The organism is Ensifer sp. GW821-FHT05G01 (assembly GCF_059419585.1).
This window is the reverse complement of the sequence record NZ_JBWKSC010000001.1, coordinates 594,625-610,703: the sequence shown is the minus strand read 5'-3', so window position 1 is coordinate 610,703 and position 16,079 is coordinate 594,625. Positions and strand designations below refer to the sequence as shown.

Genomic DNA, 16,079 nt, shown 5'->3' with positions numbered 1-16,079 from the left:
GATTGAGAGGTACGAATCGAGGGATTCATGAACAACTAGAGGAAGTTAATGGGTGGAATTAATAATTGATTAACCATGTCGCACCGATTTGATCTACATCTAGTGGCTTGACGTTAATGATCACACTAAAATAATGTGGAAAAGTTAACGGTCCGCGACAAAACCACTTGCCGTCACATTCTCCGCGCATTGTCGCCACAATGCGGCAAGGCTCGCGATCAAGCACTCAATGGTTGTTTATTGGCAGAACTGCGTGGCGTTAGACGTCCACTTGCCGTAGCCCGTCGCGACCAGATTCGCGATCACCCGGCAGACATATTTCTTCTGCGCCGGGTCGTTGTTCGGGCCGGCGTGATAGCGCGCAACGGCCATGGTCCAGCTCTCGTGCTTCGCGCGGAGGTTGGACAGGAAGCGCGCGGCATATTCGACATTCTTGCGCGGGTCAAGCATCTCCGTCGGCGATGCGAACTGATCGCCATGGAAGTAGTAATTGATCTGCATACAACCGAGATCGATGAGCTTGGCACCCTGCGCCTGGGCGTTGGCAAAGCGGACCAGGACGTCCTGGGTGCTGTTGCCGAAGTAGGCCTTACCCTCGATGTTCATCGCGTATGGCTGCAGCGATCCCTTGCGGCCCGTCTCCGTCAGCCCGACGGAATAGAGAATGCCTGCGGGGACGCCGTATTTCGACGCTGCCGAGATGATCTCGCGCTCGCAGATGCCGGAGTCAGCACTGGCGAATGCGCTACATGTAGACGTGACCAGTGCGAGAACGCTCAGTGCCGGCAACCGCATCATCCGTACCGCCATTGCCAACTCGCCTTTCCGCCATTGAAGCCTGGCTGTCGCCATCCTGTCGCTGCCGTCCCTGGCCGCCACCGTCCTCGGCGCGCTCGCGGCCCTGCTGGCCCGCCTGAGCCTGCTGCTGCGAACTGCCGCCGCCTGCAGAGGCATCGCCGCCCGAATTGAACACGACGTTGATCTGATCGACTGCGAAGCCCTGGGCCCGCAGTGCCTTGACCATTTCGCTCTGGTCGTCGCGCAACTGGCGGAAAGCGTCGGCGTTTTCGACCTTCAGCTCCACCTGCAGCTCGTCGTCCTTCAACCGCAACGTCGCGGTAACAAGGCCGAGCTCGATCGGATGCATCTGGATCTTGAGCGTGTTCAAGGTCTTGCCTGCCTGGGTCCATGCGCCCGGCTGGCCAAGGGCCGCACTGGGCTGCAACGACTGGGCAAAACCTGTGTCCCCGGCGATCGCGCTGGTGACATTGCTGGAGTTCGTGTTCATCGAAATGCCGAGATACCGGCGTGCCTCGAGCACGGTGACGTTTTCGGCCTTGGCCGACGACCGCGCCGCGTCGACCGTCGCGCGTTCACCGTCTCTCGATATGCTCATCGAGATCTCCTGGCCCTTGCCATCGGCGCGGGCAAAGCGAAACAGCCTGTCCGTGCCCTGTTCGCCTTCGCCGCCTTCGCCGTTCGTACCATGCGCATCGGCCATCTCGCCATGCGCTGCGCCCTTGGCCTTGCCGTCGCCGAGCGCATGGACGCCGGCCGTTCCGGCTGCACCGCCCTGCGCTTCCGCACGCGCCGACGGCATCGCGCTGCCGCCGAGCAACGTCAGCAGATCGTCCACGCTGGCGTTCGGCGATTGTTTGGCATCGGAAGCCGCCTGCCCGTCAGTCGCCTCGCCGCTGCCTTCGACGCCTTGAGTGCCGCCGGCCTGGGCTTTGCCAAGTCCGTGCGACAGCGAAGCTAAGTGCGCAGCCACGTCGTCCGTGTTGCCGGCCGGGTCGGACGCGCCCGCATTCTCGCGCGCCAGCGTTGCCCTGGCGGCAGCAAGACGTTTGGCGTCCTTGTCACGCGCAGCGAGCGAGAAGCGCTCGTTCTGACCATTCTGATTCTCGGGCGACGGATCTTCGAGATCCCCGGTCGCCCTGTGCGTCGGCTTGGAGATCGAGATCTGAGCGTCACCGCCCTTGATGCCACCGTTACCGATCAAAGCCGCAGCTCCCGAATTGTCGCCCTCTGCGGCATCGCCGGCTCCCGCGATCGAACCCTGTGCGCCCTGCCCGTTCGCCTTCTGGCGCCCGGCGGTCGCGACGGCATCCTCGAAGGCACCTGGGGCCTGGTCCTTGCCACCCGCGCGGGCGCCCGCCTTGCCCGTCGGGGTTTGAGGCGGTGCGCGCAGGCTTTCATCCAGAGCTCTCATTTGCCTTCCCCCCTAAGCAGCGCATCGATCTCGTCGACCTTTGACCGGCCCTTCGCCACGAAACCATCGTGGGCGGGGTCGGAGGCGGCGGCAGCGTCGGCGCTGACCTGTGTCGTCTCTTCCGCTGTCGGGGCGCTGGCCTGCGCCGTCGGTTTCCCGAACGGGCTCATGCCGCTTCCCGTTTCCGCGCCTTCGACATCTTCGTTCGGCGTGACTGGTTCAACCGGTCTAGCGGAGAACGCTTGCGTGAGGCTTTCATCGTCCGGTGGTCTGACGACCGCATCTGCAACCGCCTTGGCGGCATCGCGCAGGGCGCGGTCGCGCGGTGAGAGTTCCGCGTCCGGGATCGCGGCGATGCTCTGGGTCGCGGCGAACACGTCGGACGACGGTACCGCCGCCAGCCCGGCATAAAAATTGGCAAGCACGCGCGGCTCGGAGGCGCCATCGGCTGCAAGCTGTTCGGCTCGCTCGGATGCAAGCTTTGCCAGGGTCTGCTTGCCGCTGATGGCGGCGCGGCGCGCGACGCGCAGATAGACCTCCCGCTGGCGCGGCGCGTCCATGAAAGTCAGGATTTCAGAAATCCGCTCATGCGCGCCTTCTTCGAAATGCCCCACGGCCAGCTCGACGAAGACATCGGCGAATTGGCTCGCATAGGGCGACGTCAGGAAGCGGCGGGCGTAGTTCAGCGCGTAGCGGAAGCCCTTCTCCGGCAAGTTCGCTTGCACTGCGAGGTAGACGGAGCGGCGAAGCGCCGCCTCTTCGATGATCGTGCCCGGAGCCGTCAATCGCGCCCAGTCGTAGAATTTCATCGCCCCAACCGGATCTTGCTGTGAGGCGGCATTGCCCAGAATCAGAAACAGGTAGGGACCGACACGGGAGTTGCGGTACTCGGGCGCCGCCTTCGACAGGCTCTCGACGATCAGGCCGCCCTTGCCGCCGAGATACTGGCGCAGCGCATCGGTAACGCGCGAATCGAAATTGCCGTCGACATCGTGGTCGGCGAGATAGTTGAGCGTCTCCGGATTGCCGCCGCTCATGGCGTAGACAAGTGCGGCATCGACGTTGCGCGGATCGCGGAACACGGATGCGTCTGCGGCCCTCAGCCGCTTGTCGATCGCCCCCAGCATGAAGCGCTGCATCTCGATGGCCGAATGATCGCCGAGCACCACCGAGTCCTGCACATACTGCAGCGATCGTATCATCTTGAACGGTGCAAGCTCCTCGAGATCGTTGGCACCGGCCATTCCCGCCGAAAGCGGGATGGCAAGGACCGACATCATCAAGGCGGATCTCAGGCGTCGCAGCATCGGTCCTAGCCCTTTGCCGACTGCAGCAGGATTTCGATACGGCGGTTGCCGGGCGCGTAGGGATCGCCAGGGATCTGCAGCCGTCTGTCGGCAAAGCCGGTGATCTGGCTGACGCGATCTTCCTTCAGACCGCCGCGAACGAGCATGTAGTAGGCGCTCTGGGCTCGCGCTGCCGAAAGGCGCCAGTTGTCATAGGTGCCATCCTTGAACGGCCGACCGTCGGTGTGGCCACGGATGGCAACGGCGCCCTGGCGCTCAGACAACAGCCTGCCGATCTTTTCCATCGCCATGACCAGTTCCTTCTGCGGCACTGCCGAACCGACGGCAAACATCTGGGAATCCGTCTGCTCGCTGATCGTCACCAGCAGGCCGCCCTCTGCCGGCGTCACGACGAGGCCTTCCGCCAGTTTGCCGGCATCGCCGCCGAGCTCCTTGGTGATCTCGGCTTTCAGCGCTTCCGCTTGCGCCGCGGCATCCTGCTTCAGCAGCTCGGCCTTTTCGGCATCGCTCTTGCCGGCATCGGCAGGCTTCGCGCCATCCTCGGTCTTCTGGTCTTCCGCGGTATTCTGCAGCGGCGCTGCGCCGCTTTCCATGGCCGACTTGGACGCCAGGGCTACATCTGTCTCGGCCGTGTTGCCGGCATCCTTGACTTCGACCTGCTTGGTCCAGAAATCCGGGTCGAACGGGTCGCGATAGGCTTCGCCGCCCTCCGCACCGGTCGATGGCCCGGATTGCGCCGCGCCGCCGTCACCCTTGACGCTGATGTTTGCCTGCTGTCCCACTTCCTGTGCGATCTCGGAAAGCACGGAATAGGGATTTTCGAAAAAGTCGGCGTCGGAATATTTCGTTTCCTCGCCCGAGGTCGCCGTCAGCTGGTCGCCGGTCTTGGCAGAGCCACCGGACTTTTCCTGCTCGCCGTCCACCTTCGATCGTTGTTGCGTCTCTTCGCCCTGCGCATCCTTGGCGGGGTCCTTGAGGCCACGTTCGGCGGGCTTCTGGTCGGTCAACTGCACCGGGTTGAAATAGGAGGCGATCGCCGCCTTGGTCTCTTCATTGGCAGCATTGATCAGCCACATGACGAGGAAGAAAGCCATCATCGCGGTCATGAAGTCGGCGTAGGCGATCTTCCACGCTCCGCCGTGATGGCCGTCATGATGGCCGCTCACGCGCTTGACGATGATGATTTCGTTCTTGCCGTTGTGGTGGCTTTCGTCGCTCATGCGAGAACCTTCCGGACAGTGTCGGCCCAAGCCGCCATTCTGGTGACGAGGATCGTGCCATCCATTTCGATGGCGAGATCGACGTCCATTGTTTCAATGTGGCGGAACACCGGCATGTCGTCGCCGAGGCTGCTCTTCAACGCTTCGAACAGGGGAAGCGGCCCCTTGACGGTGATCGCACACCCTTCGCCGGCGACGATCCCCTGCCGGATCATCTGGGCCATATCGGCAACGGCCCGCTGCAAGAGCGCATCCTCCATGACGGGAGCAAGCACACGGGCGGTCTGGTCACCCAGCGAAACGGCCAGTTGGTCCGTCATCTCGTTGAATCGTTCGGCAACGCGGCTTGCCGCCTCATCCTCGAAGCGCTTGGTCAGGGCTTCGATTTCGGCTGCGTGGGCGGCCTGGAGGTCGGCAATCTGGTTGGCATGTTCAAAGGCAAGCTCTGCCTGCGCTTCCGCGCGGCCCTGCTCGAATGCTTCACGACGCTCGGCATCGACATCGATCTGAGGGGCGATCGACCGCGGTGCGGACCGGTCGCTATCGGAGTAGTCGATATCCAGATCGGGAAAATATTTCGGCGGCATCATCGACAGTTCGACTTTCGGCGCGCTGAAATCCTTGAGATAGCGGGACAGCATCGCGCTCATGGCTGGAACCTCGATGCGCGCAGACCGACAGCCGGCGATCCCCGTCTGCCCGACAGGCGCCGCCTTACGGCGCAGAATTCCCATGATGCTGACACTGCTGAAATGTCTCCCTCGGGTCCGGTCGCCGATAGCGGCGAACCCTGCATGCTTGGACTTACACAGGTCGCGCTCGAAAACTCTCGTCCAAGCGGCGGACCAATGCAGGCGGCGGCGCAAATCTCATATTGGCCGGCAGTCAACCGACAGGACTGCGAGGGAAGGCTATTCGGTCAAACTTGTGCGAAAATGAATGTGTTGGACCGCGCCAGGGCAATTAGCGCGGTCCAACCGTTTCCACCGGGTGCCGTGACCGACGACATGGCAGAACTCAACCCGTTCCGGCATCCGCTTCTCAGCGGATGCGGCCGAGCGATCTCAAACCGGCGGGCTAGAGCGCCACCGGCTGGAAAACCTTACTGCTGGAAGAGACGCAGGATGTTTTCGGAATTGGTGTTGGCGATCGAGAGCGCCTGAATGCCGAGCTGCTGTTGCGTCTGCAGCGCCTTCAACCGCGTCGATTCCTCATTCATATCGGCATCGACAAGACGGCCGACGCCCTTGTCGATCGTATCCATCAGGTTGGCGACGAAACTTTCCTGCATGTCGATGCGCTTGGTAATCGCGCCAAGTGTCGAGCCGGCGTCCGTCAACTGTCCGAGGATCTTGTCGACGACGCGGATCATCGCGTCCATGTCGGCAGGCGTGGTGGATGCGGACAGCTTGATTTCGGTGCCGGTCGGAGGAGCTGCGGGCGGTGCGACGATCAGATAGTACGGAGCCGCGGTGCCGGTCGGAGTTCCCAGGAGCGCGTCGGCATCATAGCCTCTGGTCAGCAGGCCGCGCGCCGAGCTGCCTGAGTCGATCAGCATCGATTGCGCCGTGTCGAAGTCGAGCGTCGTAATGGAAACATTGCCGTTTCCGTCGCGGTTGAAGGAGGCGACGATCGACTTTGTGCCGACGGCGGCGGTATTGGTGTTGTAGAGCCAGTTCTCACTCGAGAACGACGCCGATTGCGCGGCGGACATGAGCTGGTTCTTCAGCTCGGTGATTTCCTTGTTGATCTTGAGCTTGTCGACACCTGGCTCGCGCGCGGCAACCAGTTTCGTCTTGATTTCCGTGACGATGTCGATGGAAGCTTTCATCGCTTCATAGGCGGTATCGACCTTGGCCGCACCGAGGCCGAGTGCGTCCTGTACCGTCGACAGAGCGGCGTTGTCGGATCGCATGGTGGTTGCGATCGACCAGTAGGCGGCATTGTCCGCTGCGGTCTGCACCCGGTAGCCGGACGAGATCCTGTCCTGCACTTCGGCCATGTTCGTGTTGATCGAGCGTAACGTCTGGAGTGCGGCCATGGCGGCCGTGTTGGTCATGATGCTGGTCATTGGTCACTTGCCCCGAATGATTTTCTGAGAACATCCCGGTGTGAATGACCGGCAGCGACGGGACCAGCGTCATGCGAACCGCCCCTGTTTTGCCCTGGGGGCGACCCTTCGCTCTTAACGAATGTGTAACGATTGTTTGGTTAACAAACGGTTAACGCCATTCATAAGTCAGTAACGAAGGTGAACAAAAATAAGGAAATATGAAGCAGGCGTTAATGGCAGCAAGCCACAGACCGGAAACGGAAAAACCGCGCCGCCCTCTCGGGCGACGCGGTTTCCTGGAGTGGATGATCATGAGGGCGAATGCGCCCCCACGCTCGATGCGCTGATTACTTGAACAGCGACAGGATGTTCTGCGAGTTGGTGTTGGCGATCGTCAGGGCCTGGATGCCGAGCTGCTGCTGCGTCTGCAGGGCCTTCAGGCGGGTCGACTCTTCGTTCATGTCAGCGTCAACCAGCTTGCCGACGCCCGATTCGATCGAGTCCATCAGGTTGTCGACGAAGTCCTTCTGGAGGTCGATGCGGCTGTCGATAGCACCGAGGTCCGAAGCGGCATCGGTCATGCTCTTCAGCACGGTGTCAACACCGCTGAGGTAGTTCTTCAGCGCGGTCGTATCGGCAGCCGTGATGTTGAGGTTCAGAACGTTGATGCCGGCGATAGCCGTGCCGCCTGCATCCTTGAGTTCTGCGGTCAGCAGGCCGCTTGCCGTGTTCGTTTCGTCGATCAGCATGGTCTTGGTCGTGTCGACGTCGAGCGTCGTCAGGCTGACATTGCCGTTGGCGTCGCGGTTGAACGAACCGACGATCGACTTGGTGCCCGGAGCCGTTGCGCCGGAAGCGGTGTAGAGCCAGTTTTCGCCGGAGAACGAGGCGGACTTGACGACGCTCTTCAGCTGTTCCTGAAGCTGCGTGATTTCCTTCTGGACCTTGGACTTGTCAACGCCCGGTTCGCTGGCAGCAACCAGCTTTGCCTTGATTTCGTCAACGACGGAGATCGCAGCCTTCATGCCGGTGTAGGCAACCGAGGTCTTCGCAGCGCCGAGGCCGAGTGCGTCCTGAACGGTGCCGAGAGCCTTGTTGTCCGAACGCATGGTCGTTGCGATCGACCAGTAGGCGGCGTTGTCGGAAGCATTGCCAACACGGAAACCGGACGAAATACGGTCCTGCGTCGTTTCCATCGAGGAATTGATCGAACGCAGCGTGGAGAGTGCGGCCATCGCGGCGTTGTTGGTCATGATAGAAGTCATTGGCTGAGTGCCCCTTGGGAATTCTGGATTGAAAGGGACATTCCGGGATTACCGGGAAACGGCGGCCAGCTTCATGCCTGCTAACGCGTTAATCTTGTTGGTTAACCCGCCGTTTCGATAGGCATAGAAAACACCAAGATGGTTAACGAACGTTGAAGCCGCGACCCAAAAAAATCGTATAGCCAAAAGAAAAACCGCGCCTCGATCGAGACGCGGTTTTTCGTATTGCAGACCGGGACCGAAATCGCCGGTGTCTGGACCGATTAACGGAACAGCGACAGGATGTTCTGCGAGCTGCTGTTGGCGATCGAGAGAGCCTGGATGCCGAGCTGCTGCTGCGTCTGCAGAGCCTTCAGGCGGGTCGACTCTTCGTTCATGTCAGCATCAACCAGCTTGCCGACGCCCGATTCGATCGAGTCCATCAGGTTGTCGACGAAGTCCTTCTGGAGGTCGACGCGCTTGTTGACAGCACCGAGGTCCGAAGCGGCATCGGTCATGCTCTTCAGCACGGTGTCAACACCGCTGAGGTAGTTCTTCAGCGCGGTCGTGTCGGCAGCAGTGATGTTGAGGTTCAGAACGCTGACGCCAGCGATAGCCGTGCCGCCTGCATCCTTGAGTTCTGCCGTCAGCAGGCCGTTTGCCGTTGCAGCTTCGTCGATCAGCATGGTCTTGGTCGTGTCGACGTCGAGCGTCGTCAGGCTGACATTGCTGTTGGAGTCGCGGTTGAACGAACCGACGATCGACTTGGTGCCCGGAGCAGTTGCGCCGGAAGCGGTGTAGAGCCAGTTTTCGCCGGAGAAGCCAGCGGACTTGACGACGCTCTTCAGCTGATCCTGAAGCTGCGTGATTTCCTTCTGGACCTTGGACTTGTCAACGCCCGGCTCGCTGGCAGCAACCAGCTTTGCCTTGATTTCGTCAACGACCGAGATCGCAGCCTTCATGCCGGTGTAAGCAACGTCGGTCTTGGCAGCGCCGAGGCCGAGTGCGTCCTGAACGGTGCCGAGGGCCTTGTTGTCCGAACGCATGGTCGTTGCGATCGACCAGTAAGCAGCGTTGTCGGAAGCGTTACCAACGCGGAAGCCGGACGAAATACGGTCCTGCGTCGTTTCCATCGAGGAATTGATCGAACGCAGCGTGGAGAGTGCGGCCATTGCCGAGTTGTTGGTCATAATAGAAGTCATGAGACTGTCCCTCAAATTTACAAGGTTACATGGTTGGGGACATACCGGACTAAAACGTCTACCGGTAATGACGGACCGGCTTCATGCCACTCGGCTCCGCTCACTCAAGTGAAGGAAACCAAACCCGTCATGTGAGGGTGAATATCGCCCCCAATGCTTGCGATTTCATTAAGGCGGCAAGATATTTTCGAAGCAAAATCCTATGGTTAACAGTACGTTACTTTCGCTTCACCCAAGCTCGCGAGAATGACTTCGGCGACACTGGATTTATTGGAAAACAATACGCTATTCGCCCGGCAATCCGGCCTCGGGCAAGGTTTCTGCTTCAAAACGGTATCTTGGTACATTGACGTTGCACAGGCTTGCGCGGTGACAACGGTTGCGCTTATTCCATGGAGCTTCCCTTGAACGCCCACACCATCTTTTCTTCCGCTTCTCGGCAGTATCAAAAAGGCCAGTACACCGAGGCCCTCGATTCCCTTAATCAGCTGCTCGATCTTACCCGTGATGCCAAGACGTATGCGCTTTTGGCAAAGGTGTTGCTGAAGCTCGGCTTCCGGAGCGATGCGGCGCAAGCCTATCAACTGGCGGGTGAAGAAGGCGGATTGCGTTCGGAGCATTTCCTGGCAGAGGCCATGAAGCTGCATTTCGCCTGCGGCAATGACGATCAGGCCTTGAGCCTCGGCCGACCCTTGCTCGAGCAGGCCAAGACTGATCCCGAACTTGCCTACATCATCGTGACCTTGTTCCTGAAGCGCGACCAGGCCGATATCCTCGGCCCCTTCAAGTCGACGCTCTCGGCGAGCGCCCGGCAGGAACATCAGGTGCTTGCGGCCAAGCTGCTGACGTCGGACGTCGGCAACAACGAAGACCGAGAGATCGTCACCAACCTGTTCCGGCGGACGCCTTCGAACCCGGTCCTGTTGTCCGCCTATCTCGTTTTCATGCAGGAAGTGAACAACTTCAATGAAATCGAAAACTATGCGCAAGCGCTGGAGCGCGTGATTCAGTCGAACAACAGCAAATTCCTGCGCGCGGAAACGCCATTCTACAATATCCACTGGTGCCGCGACGAAAAGCTGAACCGCCTGGCTGCAGCACTCGATCAGCCATTCCCGCCCGGCCTGCCAAAGGAGCGTCGCTCCATGCCCCATAGCTGGGGCAAGAAAATCCGGATCGGCTATCTGTCCAACGACTTCTGGGGCCTGCACGCCACCATGAAGCTGCTGCGGGCCGTGCTGACCGCCCATGATCCTGAAAAATTCGAGATCGTCCTGTTCTGCTACACGCCGGAAAAATATCTCAAGGTCGTCGGCGAAGGGCGGGAGAGCTGGGGCAGGATCGTGCGCGTCGAACACCTTTCCGACGAGCACGCGGCCCAGGTGATCCGCGACGAAAAGATCGACATTCTCGTCGACCTCAAGGGGCACACGATGAACAGTCGCGTCTCCATTCTCAACCACAAGGTCGCTCCGGTTCAGGTCGCCTGGCTCGGCTTCCCCGGCACCACCGTCAACACCGACCTCGACTATATCATCGGCGACCACTACGTCCTGCCGGATGGCAGCGAGGAACACTACCATGAGCGGTTCTGCCGGTTGCCGGAGACCTACCAGCCGAACGACCCCGCCGGCCGTCCCCTGCCCGCAACGACGAGCCGCGCCGAGATCGGTTTGCCGGAAGACGCGTTCGTTTACGCCTCGTTCAACGCCAACCGCAAGATCACGGTTGAGACGATGAAGGCATGGGCGGAAATCCTTCGCAGAACGCCCGATAGCGTGCTCTGGCTCATGTGCCCGAAGCCCGAAGCCCAGGCTCATATTCTCCGTCGCTTCCAAAGCTACGGCATCACCACCAAGCGCATCATCTTCTGCGCGAAGGTCGACTATGAAAAGCACCTTGCCCGTATCCCGGCGGCAGATCTCGGCCTCGATACCTTCCCCTGCAACGGCCACACCACAACCTCCGAACAGCTGTGGATGGGCTTGCCGGTCCTGACGCCCAAGGGCACCCACTTCGCGTCACGCGTCAGCGAAAGCCTGCTGCACGCGATCGGCGTGCCGGAACTCGTCACAGCAGACATCGAGGACTACATCGAGCAGGCGGTCGCTCTTTACGAGAACCGTGACAAGGTCGCCAAGTACAGAGAGCGGCTCACGGATAACCGAATGCTGAAGCCGCTCTTCGATTCAGAGCGCTTCTGCCGCCACCTCGAGCAGGCTTACGAGATGATGGCCGAACGCGCCAGGGACGGACTGGAGCCTGCGCTGATCGACGTGCCGGCCCTGCCGGCGCGAACAGGGACATTTGCTCAGTAAAACACCACGGCGGCGCAACCGCCGACACGCCTTGTCTCCCCTTGACCCCGCCCACACGGCGGGGTTTTTCGTTCGGGGTCGCGGACCGGAAGCGGGTACACCGCGCCATAGTTTCGCATCTGCGCGGCAAGGACGCGGCGACGCTTTGCAGAATGCCGCTATCGAGCAGGTTCTCTGAAGGCGGATCAGATGCTCTGGAATCGAAGTGCTGGAGTGTCCTTGGTGCGTTCTTCTGAACGCACGTCACTCTGGACGGACCGGATAAATCTGTAAAACGCGACAGGCAGACGGCAAGACCGACGTGCCGAGATCCCATATGGAGCGCGCCACATGTCGGCAAGGCGATGCCGTTGCTGCGGCCAGAACAGGCGAAAACTGTTCAGCTAAACGAGCGCACCAGGCTGCCGACGAGCAGGTTCCAGCCGTCGATCAGCACGAAGAAGAGGATCTTGAACGGCAAGGAGATTGCCGTCGGGGGCAGCATCATCATGCCCATCGCCATGGTTATGGTGGCGACGATCAGGTCGATCACCAGGAACGGCAGCATGATGAGGAAGCCGATCTCGAAGCCGCGGCGGATTTCCGAGATCATGAAGGCGGGAACGACGGCGCGCAGGTCGACCTTGTCGTCGACCACAACGGTCTGACCCTTTTCCTTGGCGATATCGATGAAGAGCTGCAGATCCTTGTCGCGAGTGTTGGCGAGCATGAATTCACGGAACGGCTCCGCGATGCGCGGCAACGCCTCCGTTTCCGTGATCTGGTTCTTCATCAAGGGGTCGATGCCATCGCGCCAGGCGCGGTCGAAGGTCGGTGCCATCACATAGAACGTCATGAACAGCGCCAGCGAAACCATGATCATGTTCGACGGCGTCGTTGCCAGGCCCATGCCGGTGCGCAGGATGGCAAACGCGATCACGAAGCGTGGAAAGCTGGTGACCATGATCAGGATGCCGGGCGCGACCGACAGAACGGTCAGAAGGCCGAAGGTCCGGATGATCCAGGACGCAGCAGAGCCGTCGATAGGCGTGTTCAGGATGTCAGAGGGAAAACTCTGGGCGCCGGCAATTCCGGACATCGCCGTCATGGCGACTATGAAGGCGATGAGCCGGATCATTTAGCGAATCATTGAATGACGAAGGTTCTGAACATAACGTTGGTTACGCGCCCATCCGAGCGCAGGTCAACCCGTTCCTGGATGTCATCCCTGAGATATTGAAACCCGCGCGGTCCCTGGATCTGCTGCAGCGATACGGTTTTCAGATAGGCGGCGATATCCTGGTGGATCTGCTCGGCCACGGCCGGGTCCGGGATACCGTCAAACTGCAACGCCACCTCGAGCCGGACCCAGTTTTCAGAAGGGTAGGCAAGGTTCGTGGTAATCGGCTCCAGCTGAACGACGCCGTTGGCCTCCGTCGCGATCTTCGGCACGCCCTCCTCGCCTGTTGCGTTCGGGGCGACTTCCTTCGCCGCGTCCACCTGCTCCTTGGGCGGCGGCGGCGCCAGCATGCCGCCGACCAGCCAGCCGCCGCCACCGGCGACGAGCGTCAGGACGGCGACGATGGCGATCGTGATCACCTTCGACGGTGACTTGGCAGGCGCGGCTGTGTCGAGTTCTTCCATCTTGCCATTCCCTGCCGATCAGATCGGCGAAATCAGATCCATGACCTGCTGGCCGTAAGGCGGCTGCTGCACTTCGGTCAGGCGGCCACGGCCACCGTAGGAAATGCGTGCCTCGGCAATCCGGTCGTAGGAGATCACGTTGTTGGCGTCGACATCCTGCGTGCGCACGATACCGGCGACATTGAGGATGCGAAGCTCGTGGTTGACGCGAACTTCCTGCGAGCCGCTGATCAGGAGATTGCCATTTTCGAGCACGCCGGTGACAACGGCGGCGACGAGCAACTGCAGCTTTTCGGAACGCTCGGTCGAGCCGTCGCCTTCCGTCTTGGTGTTCGAACCATATTTCAGATCACCCGACCAGCCGAAGTCGCTGGCCTCCGACTGGCCGCTCGCACCGATGTTGAAGCCGCTGGTGTTCTTGCGGCTCCGATCGGTCTTGTTGTCGAACGAGGCCTTGTCATTGATGGCGATCTCGACCGTCAGGATGTCGCCGACGTTCAATGCGCGCGCATCCTTGAAGAGCGCCGACTGCTGATCGTTCCAGAGCGAGAAGCCGTTGGAGACCTGGCGCGGCTGCTTGGGATACATCGCAAGCTGCGGCGTCTGCGTATATTGCAGGCCACTTCCGATCGGGCTCATGGCAGGGGCCCGGCCAATCTCGTTGAAAGCCTGGTTCTGACATCCTGCGAGGAGGCCCGCGGCCAAAACGGCCGTTAGACGCAATTTCATGATGGTTCCTTCGAGGTGTTCGGATCGCTGGCACTCGAGATGATGTTGGTAAGAGCGGCGGCCTTCTCGTCACTCATTTCGCTAAGGATCAGCGACGACTGCCGCGCCGGCAACTGCATGACGATTGCGGCCGCAATCTCCGGCCTGACCATTTCAAGTTTGCCCGCGGCAGCGTCTGGCTTCATCGTCTTGTAGATGCCGACGAGGCCGATCTCGGCCTGCTTGAGGAAGTCGTTGCGACGCTTCAGCCAGTCTTCGTATTCCTCGCGCCGCTTTTCGAGCGTCGCGATCCGGTCGTCGACATTCGCCTGAAGCGTTTCGAGTTCCTTGCGCTGCAGGACATAGCGCTGGTCGCGGGCAGCGTCAGCGATGTTGGTGCAGAACTGCTGGATCTCGTTGGCCGTGGCGTTGGCGGCTGGCGGCGCCGTGACGTCCTGGGCAAAGGCGCCGGGCATCGCCAGCATCGACGCGACGGCGGCCGACGCGAGCAGGATGTTGCGGGATCTTCCGAGAAAGCGGTCGATGTTCATCATTGCAGGACAAGCTCCGCCTGAAGGGCCCCAGCCGTTTTGATGCTTTGCAGGATGGCGATGATGCCATCCGGCTTGACGCCGATGTTGTTGAGACCGGCAACGAGAGACCGGAGGCTGGACCCGTTGAGGATCGCGACCGTGCCGCCGTCGGACTGGGCCTCGATCGTGGTGTTCGGCTCCATTGCCGTCTGGCCGCGCGCGAACGGCAGCGGCTGAACCACCGTCGGCGTCTCGCTGACCTGCACGGTCAAGGTGCCGTAGCTGACAGCCACCTCGTTGACGCGCACATCCTGGCCGATGACGATCGTGCCGGTGCGTTCGTTGATCACCACCCTTGCCGGAACATCGGTCTCGATGACGATGTTTTCGATATCCGCCATCAGCCGCGCCAGGTCCGCCATCTTCGGCTTTTCGACGAGAACGGCCTGAGAATCGCGGGCCTCGGCGATACGGCCGCCATATTGCCCGGCGGCGTATTTGTTGATCGCGGCGGCCATGCCGACTGCGGTGGAAAAGTCGGGGTTGCGCAGCTGCAGCACGAGGTTGAAGCCGTCCTTGAACTTCGACGGCAGTTCGCGCTCGATGATGGCGCCATTCGGCACGCGGCCGGAGGTGGTAACCCCCTGGTTGAGCGATGCGGCATCCCCTTGCGCCGTGAAGCCGGTGACGACGACAGAGCCCTGGGCCACCGCGTAAATCTGACCGTCAGCGCCCGAAAGCGAGGTCATCACCAGGGTACCGCCACGAAGCGAGGTGCTGTCGCCGAGCGATCCGACCGTCACGTCGACGCGGCTGCCCGGGCTGGCAAAGGGCGGCAAGTTCGCGGTGACGAGAACAGCCGCGACGTTGCGGGTGCGCGATTCTCCGCCCTGGGTCGAGATGCCGAGGTTTTGCAGCATGGCGCGCATCGACTGATCGGTGAACGGCGACGAGCGCAGGCTGTCGCCCGTTCCCTGGAGACCGACGACGAGGCCGTAGCCGATCAGCTGGTTGTCACGGCCGGCCTGCAGCGAGGCGACGTCCTTGATTCGCGACGCGCCAAAGGCAGGCGTCATCGCTGTAGACAGCGCGACGGCCAGCGTCAGGAACCATTTGCAGGCAAGCATTTTCATTTCGCCACCACATGTATCGTGCCGTCGGCCATCACCGTTCCGGAGACGATAACGCCAGTATCAATGTTACGAGCCCGGATCAGATCGCCGATCGCGGCGTCCTGAAGGGGCGAACCGGCCGCGCTGATGGTGAGGCCACCATTGCTGAAGACCAGACGGACGGTGGAGCCGCGCTCGACTGCATATTGCTCGCGCAGGGCCGAAGCCAGAATGACGCGGCCGGGCAGCAGCGTGCGCTTGCTGACCTTGCCGTCGATCTCGCTCAACGTCCTGACATAGCCGTCCGTCAGATCGGGGTTGGTCACATCGACGACCTCGAGCCGGCTCGCGTCGATCGCTTCGCCGGGGTAGATCGTCTGCTTGGGGATGACTGCCGTCAGCCGTTCCGCAAAGCCTGCCGAAGGCGACAGGAAAGCGGCGGCAAGCAAAATGCCCGCCACCACGCGCCGCGCACCTGGCGCGGAACCGTCTTTCTGAGCTGTCATGCCAGCGGCTTGGCGAAACGTCATGTTTGCCCCCTCTTCCG

The 16,079-nt window shown here is 61.2% G+C and carries 15 protein-coding genes; 1 reads left to right on the top strand and 14 read right to left on the bottom strand.

The window, feature by feature from the left end; genetic code table 11:
• Positions 1-237 precede the first annotated feature (237 nt).
• The 8 genes from AC07UR_RS02975 to AC07UR_RS02940 form a co-directional block, all read right to left on the bottom strand.
• Positions 238-795: a transglycosylase SLT domain-containing protein gene (locus AC07UR_RS02975; protein WP_209788525.1), complete on the bottom strand. Its 558-nt coding sequence runs from the start codon at positions 793-795 to the stop codon at positions 238-240.
• Positions 746-2,212 (bottom strand): flagellar hook-length control protein FliK, encoded by a 1,467-nt coding sequence (gene fliK / locus AC07UR_RS02970; protein ID WP_209787505.1) that lies wholly within the window; start codon positions 2,210-2,212, stop codon positions 746-748. The genes AC07UR_RS02975 and fliK overlap by 50 nt, the downstream gene beginning before the upstream one ends.
• Positions 2,209-3,519 (bottom strand): chemotaxis protein MotC, encoded by a 1,311-nt coding sequence (motC, locus tag AC07UR_RS02965; protein WP_209787514.1) that lies wholly within the window; start codon positions 3,517-3,519, stop codon positions 2,209-2,211. The genes fliK and motC overlap by 4 nt, the downstream gene beginning before the upstream one ends.
• Positions 3,520-3,524: 5 nt before the next feature.
• On the bottom strand, positions 3,525-4,739 hold the full coding sequence (locus AC07UR_RS02960; protein ID WP_209787516.1) for a MotB family protein: 1,215 nt from the start codon (positions 4,737-4,739) through the stop codon (positions 3,525-3,527).
• Complete coding sequence (locus AC07UR_RS02955) at positions 4,736-5,389, bottom strand: hypothetical protein (protein ID WP_209788528.1); 654 nt, start codon at positions 5,387-5,389, stop codon at positions 4,736-4,738. Before AC07UR_RS02955 ends, AC07UR_RS02960 begins: the two co-directional genes overlap by 4 nt.
• A gap of 452 nt (positions 5,390-5,841) precedes the next feature.
• Positions 5,842-6,810, bottom strand: a complete 969-nt coding sequence (locus tag AC07UR_RS02950; protein ID WP_077504326.1) for a flagellin N-terminal helical domain-containing protein — start codon at positions 6,808-6,810, stop codon at positions 5,842-5,844.
• A 329-nt stretch (positions 6,811-7,139) separates the two neighbouring features.
• On the bottom strand, positions 7,140-8,057 hold the full coding sequence (locus AC07UR_RS02945; RefSeq protein WP_209787518.1) for a flagellin N-terminal helical domain-containing protein: 918 nt from the start codon (positions 8,055-8,057) through the stop codon (positions 7,140-7,142).
• Between the two features lie 263 nt (positions 8,058-8,320).
• A complete protein-coding gene (locus tag AC07UR_RS02940) occupies positions 8,321-9,238 on the bottom strand; it encodes a flagellin N-terminal helical domain-containing protein (protein WP_209787520.1) in 918 nt (305 codons plus the stop codon).
• A gap of 392 nt (positions 9,239-9,630) precedes the next feature.
• Here AC07UR_RS02940 and AC07UR_RS02935 point away from each other — a divergent pair, with 392 nt between their 5' ends.
• Complete coding sequence (locus tag AC07UR_RS02935; RefSeq protein WP_209787522.1) at positions 9,631-11,556, top strand: O-linked N-acetylglucosamine transferase, SPINDLY family protein; 1,926 nt, start codon at positions 9,631-9,633, stop codon at positions 11,554-11,556.
• A gap of 379 nt (positions 11,557-11,935) precedes the next feature.
• On the opposite strand, the gene fliP is transcribed toward AC07UR_RS02935, so the two are convergent.
• From fliP to flgA, 6 genes are read right to left on the bottom strand one after another with little or no spacing between them, the layout of a single operon-like run.
• Positions 11,936-12,673, bottom strand: coding sequence for a flagellar type III secretion system pore protein FliP (gene fliP, locus AC07UR_RS02930; protein ID WP_173419001.1), 738 nt, complete (start codon positions 12,671-12,673; stop codon positions 11,936-11,938).
• Between the two features lie 8 nt (positions 12,674-12,681).
• Positions 12,682-13,179, bottom strand: coding sequence for a flagellar basal body-associated FliL family protein (locus AC07UR_RS02925; protein WP_077504330.1), 498 nt, complete (start codon positions 13,177-13,179; stop codon positions 12,682-12,684).
• 18 nt (positions 13,180-13,197) lie between these two features.
• A complete protein-coding gene (gene flgH, locus AC07UR_RS02920; protein WP_209787524.1) occupies positions 13,198-13,908 on the bottom strand; it encodes a flagellar basal body L-ring protein FlgH in 711 nt (236 codons plus the stop codon).
• Positions 13,905-14,438 carry a MotE family protein gene (locus AC07UR_RS02915; protein WP_209788531.1) on the bottom strand — a complete coding sequence of 178 codons (534 nt, stop codon included), beginning with the start codon at positions 14,436-14,438 and terminating at the stop codon, positions 13,905-13,907. The genes flgH and AC07UR_RS02915 overlap by 4 nt, the downstream gene beginning before the upstream one ends.
• Positions 14,438-15,553, bottom strand: coding sequence for a flagellar basal body P-ring protein FlgI (locus tag AC07UR_RS02910; protein WP_077504333.1), 1,116 nt, complete (start codon positions 15,551-15,553; stop codon positions 14,438-14,440). Before AC07UR_RS02910 ends, AC07UR_RS02915 begins: the two co-directional genes overlap by 1 nt.
• Positions 15,550-16,062, bottom strand: a complete 513-nt coding sequence (gene flgA / locus AC07UR_RS02905; RefSeq protein ID WP_209787527.1) for a flagellar basal body P-ring formation chaperone FlgA — start codon at positions 16,060-16,062, stop codon at positions 15,550-15,552. Before flgA ends, AC07UR_RS02910 begins: the two co-directional genes overlap by 4 nt.
• Between the last annotated feature and the right edge of the window lie 17 nt (positions 16,063-16,079).